14 protein-coding genes are annotated in these 16,880 nt (G+C 71.1%); 7 read left to right on the top strand and 7 right to left on the bottom strand.

Annotation, left to right across the window (positions count from 1 at the left end; all coding sequences use genetic code 11):
* Positions 1-68: 68 nt before the first annotated feature.
* Positions 69-980: an oxidoreductase gene (locus DQW85_RS41595; protein ID WP_113705232.1), complete on the bottom strand. Its 912-nt coding sequence runs from the start codon at positions 978-980 to the stop codon at positions 69-71.
* A gap of 104 nt (positions 981-1,084) precedes the next feature.
* Here DQW85_RS41595 and DQW85_RS41590 point away from each other — a divergent pair, with 104 nt between their 5' ends.
* Both DQW85_RS41590 and DQW85_RS41585 read left to right on the top strand, forming a co-directional pair.
* Positions 1,085-1,768: a TetR family transcriptional regulator gene (locus DQW85_RS41590; RefSeq protein WP_205315808.1), complete on the top strand. Its 684-nt coding sequence runs from the start codon at positions 1,085-1,087 to the stop codon at positions 1,766-1,768.
* A 212-nt stretch (positions 1,769-1,980) separates the two neighbouring features.
* The gene (locus tag DQW85_RS41585; protein WP_113705231.1) at positions 1,981-2,451 is read left to right on the top strand and encodes a pyridoxamine 5'-phosphate oxidase family protein; all 471 of its coding nucleotides are present in this window, start codon (positions 1,981-1,983) and stop codon (positions 2,449-2,451) included.
* Between the two features lie 35 nt (positions 2,452-2,486).
* Here DQW85_RS41585 and DQW85_RS41580 read toward each other — a convergent pair whose 3' ends face one another.
* Positions 2,487-3,335 carry an SDR family NAD(P)-dependent oxidoreductase gene (locus tag DQW85_RS41580; protein ID WP_113705230.1) on the bottom strand — a complete coding sequence of 283 codons (849 nt, stop codon included), beginning with the start codon at positions 3,333-3,335 and terminating at the stop codon, positions 2,487-2,489.
* A gap of 187 nt (positions 3,336-3,522) precedes the next feature.
* On the opposite strand from DQW85_RS41580, the gene DQW85_RS41575 reads away from it, so the two are divergent.
* Positions 3,523-4,347: a helix-turn-helix domain-containing protein gene (locus tag DQW85_RS41575; RefSeq protein ID WP_240197770.1), complete on the top strand. Its 825-nt coding sequence runs from the start codon at positions 3,523-3,525 to the stop codon at positions 4,345-4,347.
* A gap of 15 nt (positions 4,348-4,362) precedes the next feature.
* Here the strand turns inward: DQW85_RS41575 and DQW85_RS41570 are convergent, their stop codons facing one another.
* Complete coding sequence (locus tag DQW85_RS41570) at positions 4,363-5,184, bottom strand: SAM-dependent methyltransferase (RefSeq protein WP_113705228.1); 822 nt, start codon at positions 5,182-5,184, stop codon at positions 4,363-4,365.
* Between the two features lie 477 nt (positions 5,185-5,661).
* On the opposite strand from DQW85_RS41570, the gene DQW85_RS41565 reads away from it, so the two are divergent.
* Positions 5,662-7,950: a HelD family protein gene (locus DQW85_RS41565; RefSeq protein ID WP_113705227.1), complete on the top strand. Its 2,289-nt coding sequence runs from the start codon at positions 5,662-5,664 to the stop codon at positions 7,948-7,950.
* Between the two features lie 10 nt (positions 7,951-7,960).
* Here the strand turns inward: DQW85_RS41565 and DQW85_RS41560 are convergent, their stop codons facing one another.
* The 4 genes from DQW85_RS41560 to DQW85_RS41545 form a co-directional block, all read right to left on the bottom strand.
* Positions 7,961-8,623 (bottom strand): class I SAM-dependent methyltransferase, encoded by a 663-nt coding sequence (locus tag DQW85_RS41560; RefSeq protein WP_240197769.1) that lies wholly within the window; start codon positions 8,621-8,623, stop codon positions 7,961-7,963.
* A gap of 436 nt (positions 8,624-9,059) precedes the next feature.
* Positions 9,060-10,091, bottom strand: coding sequence for a hypothetical protein (locus tag DQW85_RS41555; protein ID WP_113705225.1), 1,032 nt, complete (start codon positions 10,089-10,091; stop codon positions 9,060-9,062).
* Between the two features lie 20 nt (positions 10,092-10,111).
* Positions 10,112-10,606: a TetR/AcrR family transcriptional regulator C-terminal domain-containing protein gene (locus DQW85_RS41550; protein ID WP_162795795.1), complete on the bottom strand. Its 495-nt coding sequence runs from the start codon at positions 10,604-10,606 to the stop codon at positions 10,112-10,114.
* A 99-nt stretch (positions 10,607-10,705) separates the two neighbouring features.
* Positions 10,706-11,158 carry a MarR family winged helix-turn-helix transcriptional regulator gene (locus DQW85_RS41545; protein ID WP_240197768.1) on the bottom strand — a complete coding sequence of 151 codons (453 nt, stop codon included), beginning with the start codon at positions 11,156-11,158 and terminating at the stop codon, positions 10,706-10,708.
* Between the two features lie 101 nt (positions 11,159-11,259).
* Between DQW85_RS41545 and DQW85_RS41540 the strand changes: the two genes are divergently transcribed.
* The 3 genes from DQW85_RS41540 to purB all read left to right on the top strand — a co-directional run bounded on the left by DQW85_RS41540 (position 11,260) and on the right by purB (position 16,660).
* On the top strand, positions 11,260-14,499 hold the full coding sequence (locus DQW85_RS41540) for an efflux RND transporter permease subunit (RefSeq protein ID WP_113705223.1): 3,240 nt from the start codon (positions 11,260-11,262) through the stop codon (positions 14,497-14,499).
* 211 nt (positions 14,500-14,710) lie between these two features.
* Complete coding sequence (locus DQW85_RS41535; RefSeq protein ID WP_162795794.1) at positions 14,711-15,106, top strand: hypothetical protein; 396 nt, start codon at positions 14,711-14,713, stop codon at positions 15,104-15,106.
* Between the two features lie 123 nt (positions 15,107-15,229).
* Positions 15,230-16,660 (top strand): adenylosuccinate lyase, encoded by a 1,431-nt coding sequence (gene purB, locus DQW85_RS41530; RefSeq protein ID WP_113705239.1) that lies wholly within the window; start codon positions 15,230-15,232, stop codon positions 16,658-16,660.
* Positions 16,661-16,880: the final 220 nt, after the last annotated feature.

Here is a 16,880-nt window from a genome sequence, read left to right as displayed (position 1 = left end):
TCCCGGAACTCCGGGGTCAGGACTGTGGCCAGCTTGCGGCTCGCCGTAACTTCGGGAGTCCTCGGCTGTCACGATGCCTTGGCGTCGTGCAGGTCGTATGTGACGCCGGTGAGCTCCTCCGACAGGGTCCAGAGGCGGCGCGCCGACGCGGGGTCCTTGGCCGACTCGACCGGCTGGACGACGGCCGGGTAGCCGCGCATCCCGCGGTGCGGGCCGATGAACTGGCCGCCCTCGGCGTCGGGGGAGACGGCGGCGAAGAGCTGGTCGAGCGCTCCCATGTCGGCGCTCTGCGCGAGCAGCCGGTTGCCGATGCGGCCGCCCAGGGCGATCAGGCCCCGCGGTCCGCTGGTCTGCAGGTTGGTGGCCGAGTAGCCGGGGTGGGCGAGGACGCTTCTGATCGCCGAGCCCGCCGCCCGCAGCCGCCGGTCGAGCTCCAGGCCGAACAGCACGTTGGCGAACTTCGACTGCGCGTAGAAGGCCACCGGGGAGTACCTCCGCTCGCCCGCCAGGTCGTCCCAGTGGACGGTGCCGCGCCGGTGCAGGTCCGAGCTGACGGTGACGACGCGGCCGTCCTCGGCGAGCCGGTCGAGCAGCAGCCCGGTCAGCGCGAAGTGGCCCAGGTGGTTGGCGCCGAACTGCAGCTCGAACCCCTGCCTGGTGAGGGTCCGGGGCGGCATCATGACCCCGGCGTTGTTCATGAGGACGTCGATCCGCCCGTCGACGCCCGCGGCGAACCCGCGTACGGAGTCGAGATCGGCCAGGTCGAGGAGGCGCAGCTCGACGGCCGCGCCCGGCACCTCGCCGGCGAGCCGCGCGAGCGCCTGCTCACCCCTGGAACGGTCGCGCACCGCCATGATCACGCGAGCGCCCTTGCGGGCCAGCTCCCGGCTGCTCACGTAGCCGAGGCCGCTGTTCGCCCCGGTCACGATCATGGTCTTGCCGGTGAGGTCGGGAATGTCGTCGGAGGTCCAGCCGTTCATGGGTGCTCCTTCAGGAGGTCTCTCCGCGCCAGCATGCCCCTGATGGCACTAAGTGTCAATATAGGCATTGAATGGCGCATCTGGCACGGTGGTATCCTCGCTCTGTGATCCTGATCCGGCGTGACCTGGCGGAGCGCAAGCGGCAGCTCGTCCGCGACGAGCTGTCCCACACCGCCGCCCAGCTGATCGCGCGCAACGGGTTCGAGGAGACCACGGTCGACCAGATCGTCGAGGCGGCCGGAGTCTCCCGGCGCACGTTCTTCCGCTACTTCAAGTCGAAGGAGGACGTCATCGTCGAGGTGGTCAGCGTGGTGGGCGAGCACGCCTGCGCCGAGCTGGCCGCCCGCCCCCCGGCTGAGCCCCCCGCGACGGCCGTTCGGCACGCGCTCGGCGCGCTCGTCGGCCACTACCGCGATCATCAGGAGAAGAGCCTGGCGCTGAGCCGCCTCATCCTGGGGATTCCCGCCCTGCGCGCTCGCTACCTCGACCGGCAGCACGAATGGCGGCGCGCCTTCGCCGCCGAGCTCGCCCGCCGCGCGGACGAGCGAGCGAACGACGCTGGTCAGGAGGACGCGGCTCCCCAGGGCGGTCGGGGCGGCGTGGTGTGGGAGGCCGGCCGGGGCGGGCATGGTGCTCCGCCGGACATGCGGCACGCACTGACGGCGGCCGTGGCGTTCGCCGCGCTGGATGTCGCGGTCACCACCTGGGTCGAGTCCGGCGGCGCCGAAGACCTGCACGCGCTGCTCGACACCGCGCTCACCCGGGTCGGCCTGGACACCCTGGCCTGACGCCTTCCAGTGCCACCGGGTGTGCCGGCCGAACCAGCCCGAGAAGGCCCTCATGCGGCCGTTCTCGCGCGGCCCGACGCGGGCCGTGCACTCTGGTAGCGGGGAGGTCGTTCGGCGACTCGGCGTCCGGTTGGTCCTTCTGGCGCGTGATCGCACGGGCGGCAGGCCGCACGCGTTCCCTTCTGTCGGTGGCGGGGGTCAGGATGGGAGTCATGGCTTCATGGCAGGAGTTCGAGCACCAGGCGCCTGAGCTGGCGCAGGTGACCCGGGCGCTGATGGACAAGCACAAGCACAAGGTGCTGGCCACGCTGCGCAAGGACGGCTCGCCGCGGGTCAGCGGCACCGAGACCCAGTTCAAGGACGGTGAGTTGTGGCTGGGGTCCATGCCGGGCGCGGTCAAGGCGCTGGACCTGCGGCGCGACCCGCGGATGGCCGCTCACACCACCTCCGCCGATCCCGACGAGGCCGATCCGTCGGGGTGGGAGGGCGACGCCAAGCTGGCCGGGCGCGCGGTGGAGATCACCGATGAGGCGCTGCTCACCTCGCTCGGCATGCCCGGCGGCGGCGCGCACCTGTTCAGGGTGGAGCTGTCGGAGGTCGTGTGGACGCGCGTCGAGGGCGATGAGCTGGTCATCGACGTGTGGCACGAAGGGGTTGGAGCTCGCCAGGTGCGCCGCAAGTGATCTACAAAGTAAAGGCGCAGGAGTCGTCCAACTGATCAGTGCACGTAAAAGCCGCCGTCGACGAAGAGCATCTGGCCCGTGACGAACGCCGAGGCGTCACCGGCCAGAAACACCGCCGCGCCGGCGAAGTCGGCAGGCACACCGTTGCGGCCGGCCATGTGGCGGGCGGCGAGCCGCTCCACCCGGCCGGGGATCGCCTGGGCGGGCGCCGTCAGCGGCGTCAGCACGAATCCCGGGATGATCGTGTTGACGCACACGCCGCGCGGGGACCAGGCTTCCGCCTGGGAGCGGGTCAGGCCCCCGATGGCGGCCTTGGCGACGCCGTACACGCCGCTGTCGCCGAACGCGCTGACGGTCTGCTGGGAGCCGATGTTGATGATGCGTCCCCAGCCGCGTTCGGCCATGCGCGGCCCGAAGTGCTGGCCGAGCAGGTAGGGGGCGGTCAGGTTGACCGCGATGGTCTGCTCGTAGTCGTCGAGGGTGAGCTCGGCCATGGGCTTGCGGATGTTGTTGGCGGCGTCGTTGACCAGGATGTCGATCCGGCCGGCCGCGTCGCACACCCGCCGGACCGCGACCTGGTCGGCCAGGTCGGCGCTGATGGCGGAGGCTGTGACGCCGTGCCGCCGCAGCGCCCGTACGGCCTCGTCGAGCGGCGCCTCGCGGCGCGCGACGATCACCACCTCGGCCCCGGCCCGTCCGATCGCCTCGGCCATGGCGTAGCCGATGCCGGAGCTGCCGCCGGTCACCAGCGCGCGCCGGCCGCCGAGAGAGAAGAGCTCACGCAGATAGTCGGACACGAACGAGCAAGCTAGCACCCGCTCCCGCCTGTCCCCGTGCCGGGCCCGGTGGGCCGTGCTCCCCTGGAACTTGACACGCGCAACCATGAATGGAGCGAATCGCTGTTGGGGTGCAATATGGTGTGCGGGCTGGTTGAGATGGCAGGATTGTTAGTCGGTCAGTTCATGGCGATTTGCTGATTTAGGAGCATAAATGACGACTGCTCGCGGCATTGGTCACCTGACCAAAACCCCGACTGGGGATTTGCGTCAGGCCGGGCCGACGGCGCAGCGGATGTTGGTGGGCGCGCAGCTGCGCCGGTTGCGCGAGGCGCGCGGGATCACGCGCGAGGACGCGGGGTACGCGATCCGCAGCTCGCATTCCAAGATCAGCCGCCTGGAGCTGGGGCGGACCAGCTTCAAGCTGCGCGACGTAGCAGATCTGCTCACCCTGTACGGCGTGGCCGAGGAGGCCGAACGGCAGGCGGTGCTGATGCTGGCCAGGCAAGCCAACGCTCCCGGCTGGTGGCACGACTACCGCGACGTCGTGCCCGACTGGTTCGAGGCCTACCTCGGTCTGGAGCAGGACGCGGTCCTGATCCGCACCTACGAGGTCCAGTACGTCCCCGGCCTGCTGCAGACCGAGGACTACGCGCGTGCCGTCATCGAGCGGGGGTGCGAGTGCGACTCGGCCGAGCAGATCGAGCGCCGGGTCGCGGTGCGGATGCGCCGCCAGCAGATTCTGGCTGCGCCCACGCCGCGCAAGCTCTGGGCCGTCCTGGACGAGGGGGCGCTGCGGCGGCAGGTCGGCAGAGGCGCGACCATGCGCGCGCAGCTTGAGCACCTTCTGCAGCTGGCGGAGCTGCCCCACATCACCATCCAGGTGCTGCCCTTCGATTCGCCCGGCTACGCCGGCGGCGTCGGGCCGGTCACCGTTCTCCGCTTCGCCGAGGTCGAGCTGGGCGACGTGGTCTATCTGGAGCAGATCGCCGGCGCCCAGTACCTCAACAGGGAGGCCGACATCCTGCCCTACCAGCACCTGCTGAACCAGCTCGGCGTCCACGCGCGGCCCTCGACCGCGACCCCGGCGTTCCTCCGGCGGCTCATCGCCGCGATGTAGCGGGGGGCGCGGACCCTAGCGTTTGACGGCGACACCGCAGAAGGCGTCCACCTCGTCCGGGACGCCGAACACGTCGGCCTCCACCCGCCAACGGGAGACCGAGACGATGCCGGGCTCCACCAGTTCGAGCCCGTCGAAGAACCGGCTGATCTCCTCGGGGCTGCGCAGGCGGTACGAATACACCTTCCCCTCGTCGCGCAGCCGCTCGGCCCGCGCCGCGTCGTCGGGCCTGACGGCGTTCGTGCCGTCCTCGAACACCAGGAAGCTGCCCGCCGGCAGCGCGTCGAGCAGGTGCCTGACCAGCGCGCTCGCCTGGTCGTCGTCGAAGACGGTGCCCATCACGCCGAGGAGCATGAGGGCGGTGGGACGGGAGAAGTCCAGCGTCTTGGCCGCGTGCTCCAGGATGGCGTCAGGGTCGCGCACGTCGGCCTCGATGTAGTCGCAGGCACCCAGGGGGTGGCTGGCGAGCAGGGCCTGGGCGTGCACCAGCACCAGGGGGTCGTTGTCCACGTAGACGACGCGGCAGGCCGGGTCCACCCGCTGGGCGACCTCGTGGGTGTTGTCGACCGTCGGCAGCCCGGTGCCGATGTCGAGGAACTGCCTGATCCCCGCCTCTTCGGCCACGTACCGGACGGCGCGTCCCAGGAAGGCCCGGGCGTGGCGCGCGATGTCCTCCATGCCGGGGTAGACGTGCTTGAGCTGCTCAGCCAGTTCCCGGTCGACGGGGTAGTTGTCCTTTCCGCCGAGCCAGTAGTTCCACACGCGCGCCTGGTGCGGCCGGGTGATGTCGATCCTGGTGGCGAGCGCCGGGTCGGGCAGCGGCGATTCGTCCGTCACGGAGTTTTCTCCTCAAAAGTCGCATTCAGGTCGCGTATATTCCGCACCAGTGTCCTCGTGTCTTATCCCGCTGTCACGCCATAAAGCGGAATTCGAGGACGTTTCACGCTGAGGATGGCAAGCATGGGTTCTGGCAGTGCTGCGCAGCGGTTCGGCGAGCGCATGCGGGGCGCCGCTCTGCCGGGCTGACGGACGGGACGTCGCGGCTCTACCGGCCGATCGGCGGGCATCGACGGGCATCGGCGCGGCTGGCGGCTGGCGGATGGCCAGCCGGTAGGTCTCCTCGAGATGCGAGAGAGCCTCGTCGAAGTGGCAGGCCGTGCAGGCTGTCGCGTGAGCGCCTGTTCGGGCAGGCGGCGCCACAGGAGGGCAGGGCAGGACGAAGGCTTGCCGCGTGATCGTCGGTAGGGGTATGCTCGCTTGCCCGGCAGGGCAAAGCGGAACCCAACAAACCTCCCGTTAGGAGTATAGCGGCGGATGGCAAATCGTCAAGATGTACGCGCGGAGGCCCTTGACAGTGAGCAGCGCACCGTGTCGATGCTCTACGGCAGGCTGGACGCGGCCCGGTCGCGGGCGGAGGCGGCGCTGCGGGCGGCGTACGGGGGCGGGGTCGTGGGCGGCACCCGGCAGGCGAGGGTCGAGCGCGAGGTGACGGCGGCGGAGCAGGCGCGGCGGCTGGTTCAGTTGCACGCCGTCGAGCGCGGCCTGTGCTTCGGCCGCATCGACGACGCCGCCGGCCGCACCGTCTACGTCGGGCGCATCGGGCTGCGCGACGACGAGCACGAGTCGGTGCTGGTCGACTGGCGCGCCCCGGCGGCACGCCTCTTCTACGTGGCCACGGCCGGCGACCCGGGCGGGCTGCTGCGCCGTCGCCACCTGCATCTGAAGGAGCGCAGGGTGGTCGGGCTGGACGACGAGGTGTTCGACCTGGAGCTGATGAGCGACGGCGACCGCCGCGCGCTGGTGGGGGAGGCGGCGCTGCTGGCGGCGTTGCGGCGCGGCCGGACGGGGCGGATGGGCGACGTGGTGGCCACCATCCAGACCGAGCAGGACCGGGTGATCCGGGCGTCCCTGCAGGGGGCGCTGGTCGTGCAGGGCGGGCCTGGCACCGGCAAGACGGTCGCGGCGCTGCACCGCGCCGCGTACCTCCTCTACACGCACCGCGACACGCTGGAGCGGCGGGGCGTGCTGGTGGTGGGGCCGAACGCGATGTTCCTGAGCTACATCGGCCACGTGCTGCCGGCGCTGGGGGAGACGCAGGTGGTGATGGCGACGCTCGGCGAGCTGTTTCCCGGCGTGCGGGCGGTGGCCGTGGACGAGCCGCGGGCGGCGGCGGTGAAGGGCGACGCGCGGATGGCCGGCGTGGTCGGCACGGCCGTGTGGGAGCGGCAGCGCGTGCCGGGCGGCGATCTGCTGGTGGAGGCGGACGGGCTGACGTTACGGGTGCCGTACGAGGTGTGCGCGCGGGTGCGCGATCGTGCCCGCGCGGTTCGCCTGCCGCACAACATGGCGCGCAAGCTGTTCGTCACCGAGCTGCTGAACGAGCTGGCCCTGGCCGAGGCGCGCGCCCTGGAGGAGTCGCTGCGGCTGGCGGAGATGGAACTGGAGGAGCCGGAGCTCGCCGGGCCGCTCGACCTCGAGCGCGACCTGGACGAGGTCGATCTGGCGCTGGCGAGCAGTCGGCTGTGGTCTCTCGAGACGGTACGGCGGGCGGTCGACGGGCTGTGGCCGGAGCTCACGCCGCAGCGGCTGGTCTCCGAGCTGCTCTCCTCACCCGAGACGCTGCGGGCGGTGTCGCCGCCGGGGCTCGACTGGCCGGCGCTGGTGCGGCCGGTCGCTGCGGAGTGGACGGTGGGAGACGTCCCGCTGCTGGACGAGGCGGCCGAGCTGCTGGGGGAGGACGACTCGGCGCACCGCGCGCGCACCAGGGAGGCCGCGGCGGGCCGGGAGGAGCAGGAGCTCTACGCCCGCGAGGTGCTGGTGTCCACCGGACTGCTGGACGAGGGCGTCTACCGGCGGGCCGACGTGCTGGCCGATCGCCACGCCGACGGCGGCGCCGAGACGAGCACGGCGGAACGGGCGGCGGCCGACCGGACGTGGGCCTACGGGCATGTGATCGTGGACGAGGCGCAGGAGCTGTCGGCGATGGCGTGGCGGATGGTGATGCGCCGGGTCCCGGCGCGTTCGCTGACGGTGGTGGGCGACATCGCGCAGACGGGCTCGGCGGCCGGCGCCGGTTCGTGGGCGCAGGTGCTCGATCCGCACCTGGCGGGCCGCTGGCGGGAGGAGCGGCTGCTGGTCAACTACCGCACGCCGGCGGCGATCATGCGGGTGGCGGCCGACGTCCTGCGCTCGGTGGCCCCTGGCCAGGAGCCGCCCGAGTCGGTACGCGAGGGCGACGCGGAGCCGCGTGCCGTGCGTGGCGGCGTGGACCGGCTGCCCGTGCTCGTGCTGGAGGAGCTGGCGGCCGTGGGCGACGGCCGGGTGGGGGTGATCGCCTCCGACGCCCGGTACGAGGAGGTGTCGGCGCTGTTCCCGGGCGAGGACCTGGATGCGCCGGTGGTGGCGTTGACGGTGGCGCGGGCCAAGGGGCTGGAGTTCGACGCGGTCGTGGTGGTGGATCCGGCGGGCATCCTGGCGGGGTCGCCGATGGGCGGGCGCGATCTGTACGTGGCCATCACCCGGGCGACGAGGCGGCTGACGGTCCTCCACCAGGGCGCCCTGCCGGGGGTGCTTGCGCGCCTGGCCAGCGAATCTACTTTGTAAAGGCGCGCCGTTAGGACTCATAGAGCTTATGAGCAAGGAAGAAGGCTTGTCGACCTGAGCGGGGCCGCTCGCTCTCGTCAGGTTCGCGGATCAGCTGGGCATCCAGGACCAGCCCGGTCTTGCTCACCAGTTCGGCGATGTGCTCCGGGGGCATCCAGTAGACATCGAGCGACAACTCGTGGCCGTAGCCTCTGTCCAGGTGGCGACGCTCATCACCGACCTTGAACGCGATCAGCAGATGTCCGCCCGGGGCCAGCACCCGATGAATCTCGCCGAACACCTTCGGCAACAGCTCTGGCGGCGTGTGGACGGTCGAGTACCAGGCGACTGCACCGCCAACCGTCCCATCCGCCAGCTCCAGAGCGGTCATTGATCCCTGTTCGAACCGCAGATCCGGGTGGCTTCGGCGTGCGACGGCGACCATCCGCGGCGACAGGTCGATGCCGAAAGCGTTCACCCCGAGAGACTGCAGATGGGCGGTGATGCGGCCCGGGCCGCAGCCGAGGTCGGCGACCTCCCCGGCCTCCGGCGCCTGCACGAGCTCGGCGAACGCCGCCAGCATGGCGCGATCAAGCGGCTTGGTGTCGAGTTCGTCCCGGAGGAGTTCGGCGTAGTCGGCGGCGACGGTGTCGTAGGCCAGTTGGGTGGCATGCAGGTAGGTGGATTCAGTCACGGCCAAGGACGATAGCGCCATCGGCCGCGGGTCAGGTCAGAGTCGGTACGTCGCCGCCGCCCGCCGGCGTACCGTGCCGATCGCGGCTCCGCCTCGAACGGAGCCTGGACGCAGCCTCAGCCAGCGCCGCCTCGGTTCCGGCCGGGTCATTGACGGCCACCTCCACCGCGGCGAGCAGGGCGGACGCATCGGTGCTCCCGCCCGAACCCCTCGACGGTGTCGAAGATGCCGCGCCACAACACCGGCGGCGCGGGAATCCGCAGCCGCCGCAGGAAGGCGACCGTGCGATCCCGGTCCAGGCACCGATCGCACGTCGTCCGGCGTCGCGGCGGGCGACCAGGGCAGATGAGGGGTACGCGGGTAGTGGACGCGCATGATCGCCTCCCTGACACCTGGCGTCACTGTACGAGCACGGCCGCGCTCGGGGCCCGGCCGGTCAGCGGAAGTCGGTGATGCGGAACACCGCCATCATGTCCGCCGCCCGGGAGCCGGTCGTCGAGAAGGAGGCTTCCGCGCCGACCCAGCCACGGAAGGCGCCCTTGTCGTCGATGACCTGCATGAGCGGCTTGACGTGAGAGTTGCCGGTGTAGCAGAACTCGCCGCGCTCCATCGCCAGGCAGGTGCACCAGTGCCAGAGCGTGTCGCGGCGGTCGGAGTTGGAGATCTTCGTGAGGTAGTACTGGATGGAGCTGATGTTGAGGCGCGTTCCGCCGCCGTACTTGGGGCAGCCGCCGGACTTCTGGCAGGCGCCGCGCGAGGACGGCTGCAGGTAGGTCAGGCACGAGGTGGTGGTGGCGCAGGCGCGGAAGGCGGAGTTGCCGAACGGCTGGTCGCCGGAGGCGACGAGCTTGCCGCCCGCCCAGCTCGTCAGGTCCTGCCTGAGCGAGCCGGGGAACGCCTTCACCGAGCTCATCGCGCGCCGGGTGCCGAGCGCGGCGTTGCTGCCGTAGCCGTACCCGTGGGTGGCCAGCGTGCTGTGCTTGAGGTCCAGACGGGCCAGCCTCCTGTCGGGGGAGGGGCGCACGTACCACTGTTCCGTCCATGCCTGAGCGATCTTCCACCGGATGGTCAGCACGTTCCCTGACACGGTGTACGTCCCGGTGCGGCTCTCGTCGGGGGCGCCGGTGAAGCCTCCGGCGGTGAGCACTTCGCAGGCGCGGGGGCGCGATCTGGAGCCGCCGGCCTTGGTGGTGCAGCCGAGGTCGGGGACGGTGGCGGTGCGCTGCCTGGCCTCGGGGTGACGCTGCCACCACAGGTAGAGAGCGGCGGTCACCGTGCCATTCGTGGCGAAGCGGTAGCTGCCCAGGCGTACCCAGTTCTGGCTGGAGGCGGCCTTGAGGTGACCCTGCGAGACGACATAGGTGGCCTTGCCACCCGGCAGGGGCAGGGTGGAAACCGTGGCGGCCGGCTGGGCAGGCACGATGGTGATGGCGAGAACGAGGGAGAGGAATGCCGCTGCGGCGCGCACTGTGAGAGGCTCCCGAAAGCTTAGGGGCTTGGCCGATTGTCCACGGGCCACCGTATTGGGTCTTGACCAGATACGTGAACCTCTTCCTCCAGACGGAGGCTGAGCCCGTCGAGGAAGGCGTCCAAGCCGAACTCGAACTCGCCCGGCTCCGAACGGTCGGGGATGGCGGCGCGCGCCAGAGTCGCTGGATCCGAGCCGGGATGTCGCTGGGCGAGCAGAAGGGCTTGCGCGAAGTAGGACGCTCGTTGCCGGGCGCCGATGCCGTGCTCCATGAGCACCCAACCCACGACGTAGCTGATCACCGCCCGCTGGGCGCGTCCGGCGAGTCTCGGAGACATGCCGGCGGCGGCCAGTAGCTGCAGTGCGTTTGCTGTGGCTTTCACGCTGCCCGGGGTCGGAGGGCCGCCGGCGATCAGCAGTGCCGCCCCGGGGTGCGCGAGGAGCAGCTCGCGCAGGTGAGCGTCGATCCTCGCGCGGACGGGCTTCAGCGCCGACGGAAAGCTTCCTGAGCGCATGGCCACCGTTAACCACCTTCTGAACGCGGCTTCGCCCGGGTTGCGGGAGCGGTTTCTGCTGGGGTTCCTTGACGTTCTCTACGTCCCGACACGCTCCGGCTAGGGGGCGAAGAGGTCGTCGGCCACGGCGCGGATGCGGCGGGTGACGTGGTCGAGGGCGCGGAGGGTCTCGGTGTCGAGGTGCTCGATGATGTGGCGGTAGTGGCGCAGGCTCGCGTCGTGGATCTCCTCGATGAGCTTGGCCCCGGCCTCGGTCAGCTCGACACGCCGGACGCGTCGGTCGTGGGGGTCCTCGTGGCGGCCGACGAGGCCGTGGGCGACGAGGCGGTCGACGATGCCGGTGACCGTGCCGAGCCCGACGCCCAGGTCGTGGGCGAGGTCCTGGCCGGAGACGGATCCCTTGACGGACAGGAGCAGGACGACCCTGAGCTGCCGCATGGTGAGGTTGGAGGTGAAGATCGGTGACTGGAGCCGGGCGAAGGCCGGTCCGAGGCCACGCTGGGTCTCCGTGATCCGGTGGATCAGGTCTTCGCGTTCGTTGATCACTCTCACCTCTCGCTTCCTGAGAATCTTATCAGGAACAGCGCGCTGGGCTAAATATTCGTTTAGGGCGAAGTGTTAGGGTAGGCCGAACTCTTATCGAGGGGGCACCGTTGAGCGCATTAGCCCGGTTGAGCCTTGCCAACCGCAGTCTCGTCATCCTGGTCACGATCGTGCTCAGCGCGTTCGGCGCGTTCACGATCCCGCAGTTGAAGCAGCAGTTGCTGCCGTCGCTGGCCTTTCCCGGCGCCTTCGTGACGGCCTCCTACCCGGGCGCGTCGCCGGAGATCGTGGAGGACCAGGTCATCGAGCCGCTGGAGGACTCCTTCCAGGGGCTGCCCGGCATGGAGAAGATGACGTCCTCGGCGAAGGAGGGCCTGGCGCAGATCCAGGTGGCCTTCGCCTACGGCACGGACATCGAGGCGTCGGTCAACAAGATGCAGCAGGCCGTGGCCCGCGTCCAACCCCGGCTGCCGGCCGGTGTGCAGCCGCAGGTCATGGCGGGCAACACCGACGACATCCCGGTGATGGTGCTCGCGGTGGGCGACGGCGGCGACCCCCGGGCGATGGCCGACAGGCTGCGGCAGATCATGCTGCCGGAACTGCAGGGCATCGAGGGGGTACGGGAGGCGAGGGTCACGGGCACCCGGGACGAACGCGTCACGATCACGCCCGACCTGGGGAAGATGGCGCGGGCCGGGGTGTCGCCCGCGCAGATCCCCGAGGTGCTGAAGGCCAACGGCACGCCCGTCCCGGCCGGGACGCTGACCGACGGCGGCAGGTCCCTGACGGTGCAGGTGGGCACCCGCCTCGATTCGGTCGCCAAGCTGAAGGACCTCTACCTGACCCCCGCCCAGCCCCAGGCGCAGGTCCCGTCGCAGGGCGGCCGGCCCCAGCAGGGCCAGCCCGGCCAGCCTGGTCAGCCCGGTCAGCCGGTCGTCAAGGCGTTGAAGCCGGTCAAGCTGGGTGAGGTCGCCACGGTGGAGCGCGGGCTGGCCGAGCCCACGACGATCACGCGTACCGACGGCAGGTCCAGCCTCGGCGTGTCCGTGACGATGGCGCCCGGCGGCAACGCGGTGTCGATCTCGAACGCGGTGCGCGAGAAGCTGCCCGAGCTGACCAAGGCGCTCGGCGACTCGTCCGACACGGCGGTCCGGGTGGTGTTCGACCAGGCCCCGTACGTGCAGGAGTCGATCGAGAACCTCACCACGGAGGGCCTGCTCGGCCTGGCGTTCGCGGTGCTGGTCATCCTGGTGTTCCTGCTGTCGCTCCGCTCGACCGTGGTCACGGCGGTGTCGATCCCGCTGTCGGTGGTGATCGCGCTGATCGTGCTGTGGGCCGGCGACCACTCCCTCAACATGCTGACGCTCGGCGCGCTGACCATCGCCGTCGGCCGGGTCGTCGACGACTCGATCGTGGTGCTGGAGAACATCAAACGCCACCTTGGCTACGGCGAGGCCAAGCTGGCGGCCATCCTGTCGGCCGTGCGCGAGGTGTCGGGCGCGGTGACGGCCTCGACGCTGACGACGGTGGCGGTGTTCGCGCCGATCGCGGTGGTCGGCGGCATGGTGGGTGAGCTGTTCGGGCCGTTCGCGATCACGGTGGCGGTGGCGCTGCTCGCCTCGCTGCTGGTGTCGCTGACGGTCGTGCCGGTGCTGGCGTACTGGTTCCTGAAGGCGCCGGACCTGAGCCCGGAGCAGGCGCGCGCCCAGCGCCAGGAGGCCGAGGCCAAGGAGCTGCGCAGCCCGCTGCAGCGCGCCTACCTGCCGGTGTTGCGGTTCGCCACCCGGTTCAAGGTCGTCACGCTGGTCATCGGGCTGGTGGTGTTCGTCGGCACGATGGGCCTGGCGAGCCGCCTGGAGACGAACTTCCTCGACTCCTCGGGGCAGGACACCTTCTCGGCCAGTCAGCGGATGCCCCCGGGCACGGACCTCGACACCACGGACAATGCGGTCAAGCAGGTCGAGGATGTGCTCGCCGGCATTCCCGATGTGGAGTCCTACCAGGTGACCGTCGGGGGCGGCAACGCGCTGCAGGGCGGGTTCGGCGGCGGCGCGGGCGCCGACCGGGCGTCGTACTCGGTGACGGTCAAGGAAGGCGCCGACACCCCGAAGGTCGAGCAGGCGCTGCGCGACAGGCTGCAGGGGAGGACCGGCATCGGAGAGGTGCGGGTCGGCGGTGGCGGCGGTGGGGGCGGCTTCTCCTCCGACACCGTCGAGGTGGTCGTGCAGGCCCCCGACATCGCGACGCTGCGCGCGGCCACCGACGCCGTCAAGGCGGCGATGGGCCAGGTGTCCGGGCTGCGCGACCTGTCCTCGAACCTGGAGGCGAGCGCCCCGCGCGTCGAGATCCGGGTCAACCGGGAGAAGGCAGCCGCCAAGGGCCTGTCGGAGGCGCAGATCGGCCAGGCGGTGGCACAGGCGTTCCGCGGCGCGCCCCTCGGCCGGCTCACGCTGGACGGGCGCGCCAGTGACCTGGTGCTGCGCAGCGGCATCGCGCCCGGCGACGTCAAGGAGATCGAGGGGCTGCTGGTGCCCACCGCGACCGGCCTGGTCAAGCTGTCGTCGGTGGCCGCGGTGGAGCAGGTGGCCGGGCCGACCCAGATCACCCGGATCGACGGCGCCCGCTCGGCCACGGTGACGGCCAAGGTCACGGCCAGCGACCTGGGCAGCGTGACCCAGGCGCTCACCCGGCGCCTGGACGCGCTGGAGCTGTCGGCGGGGGCCACCTACGAGATCGGCGGCGCGTCCGCGGATCAGCAGGAGGCGTTCGCGGACCTGGGGCTGGCGATGCTGGCGGCCATCGCGATCGTCTTCATGATCATGGTGGCGACGTTCCGCAGCTTCGTGCAGCCGCTGATCCTGCTGGTGTCCATCCCGTTCGCGGCCACGGGCGCGGTCGGGCTGCTGGTGGCGACGGGCACCGCGATGGGCGTGCCGGCGCTGATCGGCATGCTCATGCTGATCGGCATCGTGGTGACGAACGCCATCGTGCTGATCGACCTGATCAACCAGTACCGCGACCAGGGCATGGGCGTGGTGGAGGCGGTGATCGAGGGCGGCCGGCGCAGGCTGCGGCCGATCCTGATGACCGCCGTGGCCACGATCTGCGCGCTGACGCCGATGGCGCTGGGCGTGACGGGGTCGGGTGGGTTCATCTCGCAGCCGCTGGCGATCGTGGTCATCGGCGGGCTCATCACCTCGACGCTGCTCACCCTCGTCCTGGTGCCCACGCTCTACACGATGGTCGAGCGGGCCAGGGAACGGCTGCGCCGCCGCCCGGATCCGGGAGCCGGGCCGCGTACCGGAGTGGCCGCCGAGCAGCGAGCCGATCTCGCCGGTCAGCCGACCTGACGTTTCATGGAAGGGGGCCCGTGGAAGCGGGCCCCCTTTCCTGTGCGCGAATTTCCTGTGCGCGGAGCGGGCAGCACGCATGTAGTGACATTGAGTAATTTGTCGGATACTATGCGTGGTGACCATCGCGTCCTCTGCTGCCATGGCGGGCGCCCACGCCGGGGCCCACCCCGAGGTCATGACCACCGAGGACTTGACCGGAGGAGAACGTATGTCCATCAAGCAGTCGCCGGCCGACACCGCCACCGACGAGCCGCAGCCCGAGCCGGAGACCCCGCCGCCGCCCACGCCGTCCACGGTCCACGTGACCCAGCGGATCGCGTCCGGCCACACGGCCCCCGGACAGGGCTGGGACAACTACTACGGCACCGGCATCTGCATCGACGTCGACACCAGCTCCGCGCGCTTCAGCGGCACTCCCGTCTACACCGCCTCCATCGGCGGTCTCGCCCACCACTGGCTGCTGAGCGGCATGAACGCCATCTACGACTCCAGCCCGACCGGATTCAGGCTCTACCTGCGCCGCAGCGACGGCACCCACCTGGAGCCGGCCGACGCCCAGCTGAACGGCTGGTACGTCAACTGGATCGGCATCGACCAGCCGTAGGTCCCGCCGCCGTCGTGCCTCCGCCCGCCCCCGGCCCCCTCGATCGGCGGGCGGAGGCACGACGCATCCCCATGCTCGGCCTGATGGCAGGCGGGCACCGGTGGATGCATAGACTTGTCCGACGTGACGTCCAAGCCGCGTATCCCCGATGTTCTGGCCGCCCGCTACGCCTCCCCGGAGCTGGCCCGGTTGTGGTCCCCGGAGTACAAGGTGATCGCCGAGCGGCGGCTGTGGCTGGCGGTGCTGCGGGCCCAGGCCGAGCTGGGCGTGGCCGTTCCCGAGGGCGCGCCGGCCGACTACGAGAAAGTGGTCGAGCGGGTCGACCTCGACTCGATCGCGGCGCGCGAGCGGGTCACCCGCCACGACGTGAAGGCGCGGATCGAGGAGTTCAACGCGCTGGCCGGCCACGAGCAGGTGCACAAGGGCATGACCTCGCGCGACCTGACCGAGAACGTCGAGCAACTGCAGGTGCGCGACAGCCTGCTCCTGGTACGTGACCGGGTGGTGGCGCTGCTGGCCCGGCTGGCGAGCCTGGCCGAGGAGCACGAGGCCACGGTGATGGCGGGCCGTTCGCACAACGTTGCGGCGCAGGCGACGACGCTGGGCAAGCGGTTCGCCACAGCCGCCGACGAGCTGCTGGTGGCCTTCCGGCGGCTGGAGGAGCTGATCGCCCGCTACCCGCTGCGCGGCATCAAGGGCCCCGTCGGCACCGCGCAGGACATGCTCGACCTGCTGGGCGGCGACCAGGACAGGCTCGCCCGGCTGGAGGACCAGGTCGCGGCGCACCTCGGGTTCGAGCGGCGGCTGACGAGCGTGGGCCAGGTCTACCCGCGCTCGCTGGACTACGAGGTGGTGTCCGCGCTGGTGCAGCTGGCGGCGGCGCCGTCTTCGCTGGCCAGGACCATCCGGTTGATGGCCGGGCACGAGCTGGTGACCGAGGGTTTCAAGGAGGGCCAGGTCGGCTCCTCGGCGATGCCGCACAAGATGAACACCCGCTCGTGCGAACGGGTCAACGGGCTCGCGGTGGTGCTGCGCGGCTACGCCTCCATGGTCGGCGAGCTGGCCGGCGACCAGTGGAACGAGGGCGACGTGTCGTGTTCGGTGGTACGCCGGGTGGCGCTGCCGGACGCGTTCTTCGCCTTCGACGGGCTGGTGGAGACGATGCTGACGGTGCTCGACGAGTTCGGCGCCTTCCCGGCGGTCATCGCGGCGGAGCTCGACCGCTACCTGCCGTTCCTGGCGACCACGAAGATGCTCATGGCGGCCGTGCGGGCGGGCGTGGGCCGCGAGCAGGCCCACGAGCTGATCAAGGAACACGCGGTGGCGGCGGCGCTGGCGATGCGGTCGCGTGGCGTGCCGAACGAGCTGCTCGACCTGCTGGCGGCCGACGAACGGTTCCCGCTCGACCGCGCCGAGCTGGAGGCGCTGCTGGCGGACCGCGTCTCGTTCACGGGGGCGGCGGCCGACCAGGTGGAGGCGGTGTCGCTGCGGGTCGGCGAGGTGGTCTCGGCATACCCGGAGGCGGCCGCGTACCGGCCGGGCGCCATTCTGTGACGCCCCGCTCCTGTGCGGTCCCGCCCGGGAGGCGGGCGGCGGCCCCGTCGTGATCCGTGAGCTGCGCTCGCCGGGGCAGGTACGGGCCGTGTGCGGCGACGACGACCTGCTGGTGTGGGCGGCTCAGGGGTTGCGGCGCGGGGCGCGGGCGTGGGCGCTCGGCGAGGCGGTGCTGGCGGCCTGCCCTGAGGTGGCGCGCCGTGACCGGCTGGCGGTGTGG

Source organism: Nonomuraea lactucae, assembly GCF_003313395.1.
GTDB lineage: Bacteria > Actinomycetota > Actinomycetes > Streptosporangiales > Streptosporangiaceae > Nonomuraea > Nonomuraea lactucae.
This window is presented reverse-complemented; position numbering and strand designations above follow the sequence as displayed.

What these genes read in the sequence shown, in the direction of transcription:
- DQW85_RS41535 (WP_162795794.1), top strand. Translation starts at nt 14,711, where the DNA reads ATGTCCATCAAGCAGTCGCCGGCCGACACCGCCACCGACGAGCCGCAG.
- DQW85_RS41575 (WP_240197770.1), top strand. Translation starts at nt 3,523, where the DNA reads ATGTTGGTGGGCGCGCAGCTGCGCCGGTTGCGCGAGGCGCGCGGGATC.
- DQW85_RS41580 (WP_113705230.1), bottom strand. Translation starts at nt 3,335, where the DNA reads ATGGTTGCGCGTGTCAAGTTCCAGGGGAGCACGGCCCACCGGGCCCGG.
- DQW85_RS41550 (WP_162795795.1), bottom strand. Translation starts at nt 10,606, where the DNA reads ATGCGCTCAGGAAGCTTTCCGTCGGCGCTGAAGCCCGTCCGCGCGAGG.
- DQW85_RS41565 (WP_113705227.1), top strand. Translation starts at nt 5,662, where the DNA reads ATGGCAAATCGTCAAGATGTACGCGCGGAGGCCCTTGACAGTGAGCAG.
- DQW85_RS41585 (WP_113705231.1), top strand. Translation starts at nt 1,981, where the DNA reads ATGGCTTCATGGCAGGAGTTCGAGCACCAGGCGCCTGAGCTGGCGCAG.
- DQW85_RS41595 (WP_113705232.1), bottom strand. Translation starts at nt 980, where the DNA reads ATGAACGGCTGGACCTCCGACGACATTCCCGACCTCACCGGCAAGACC.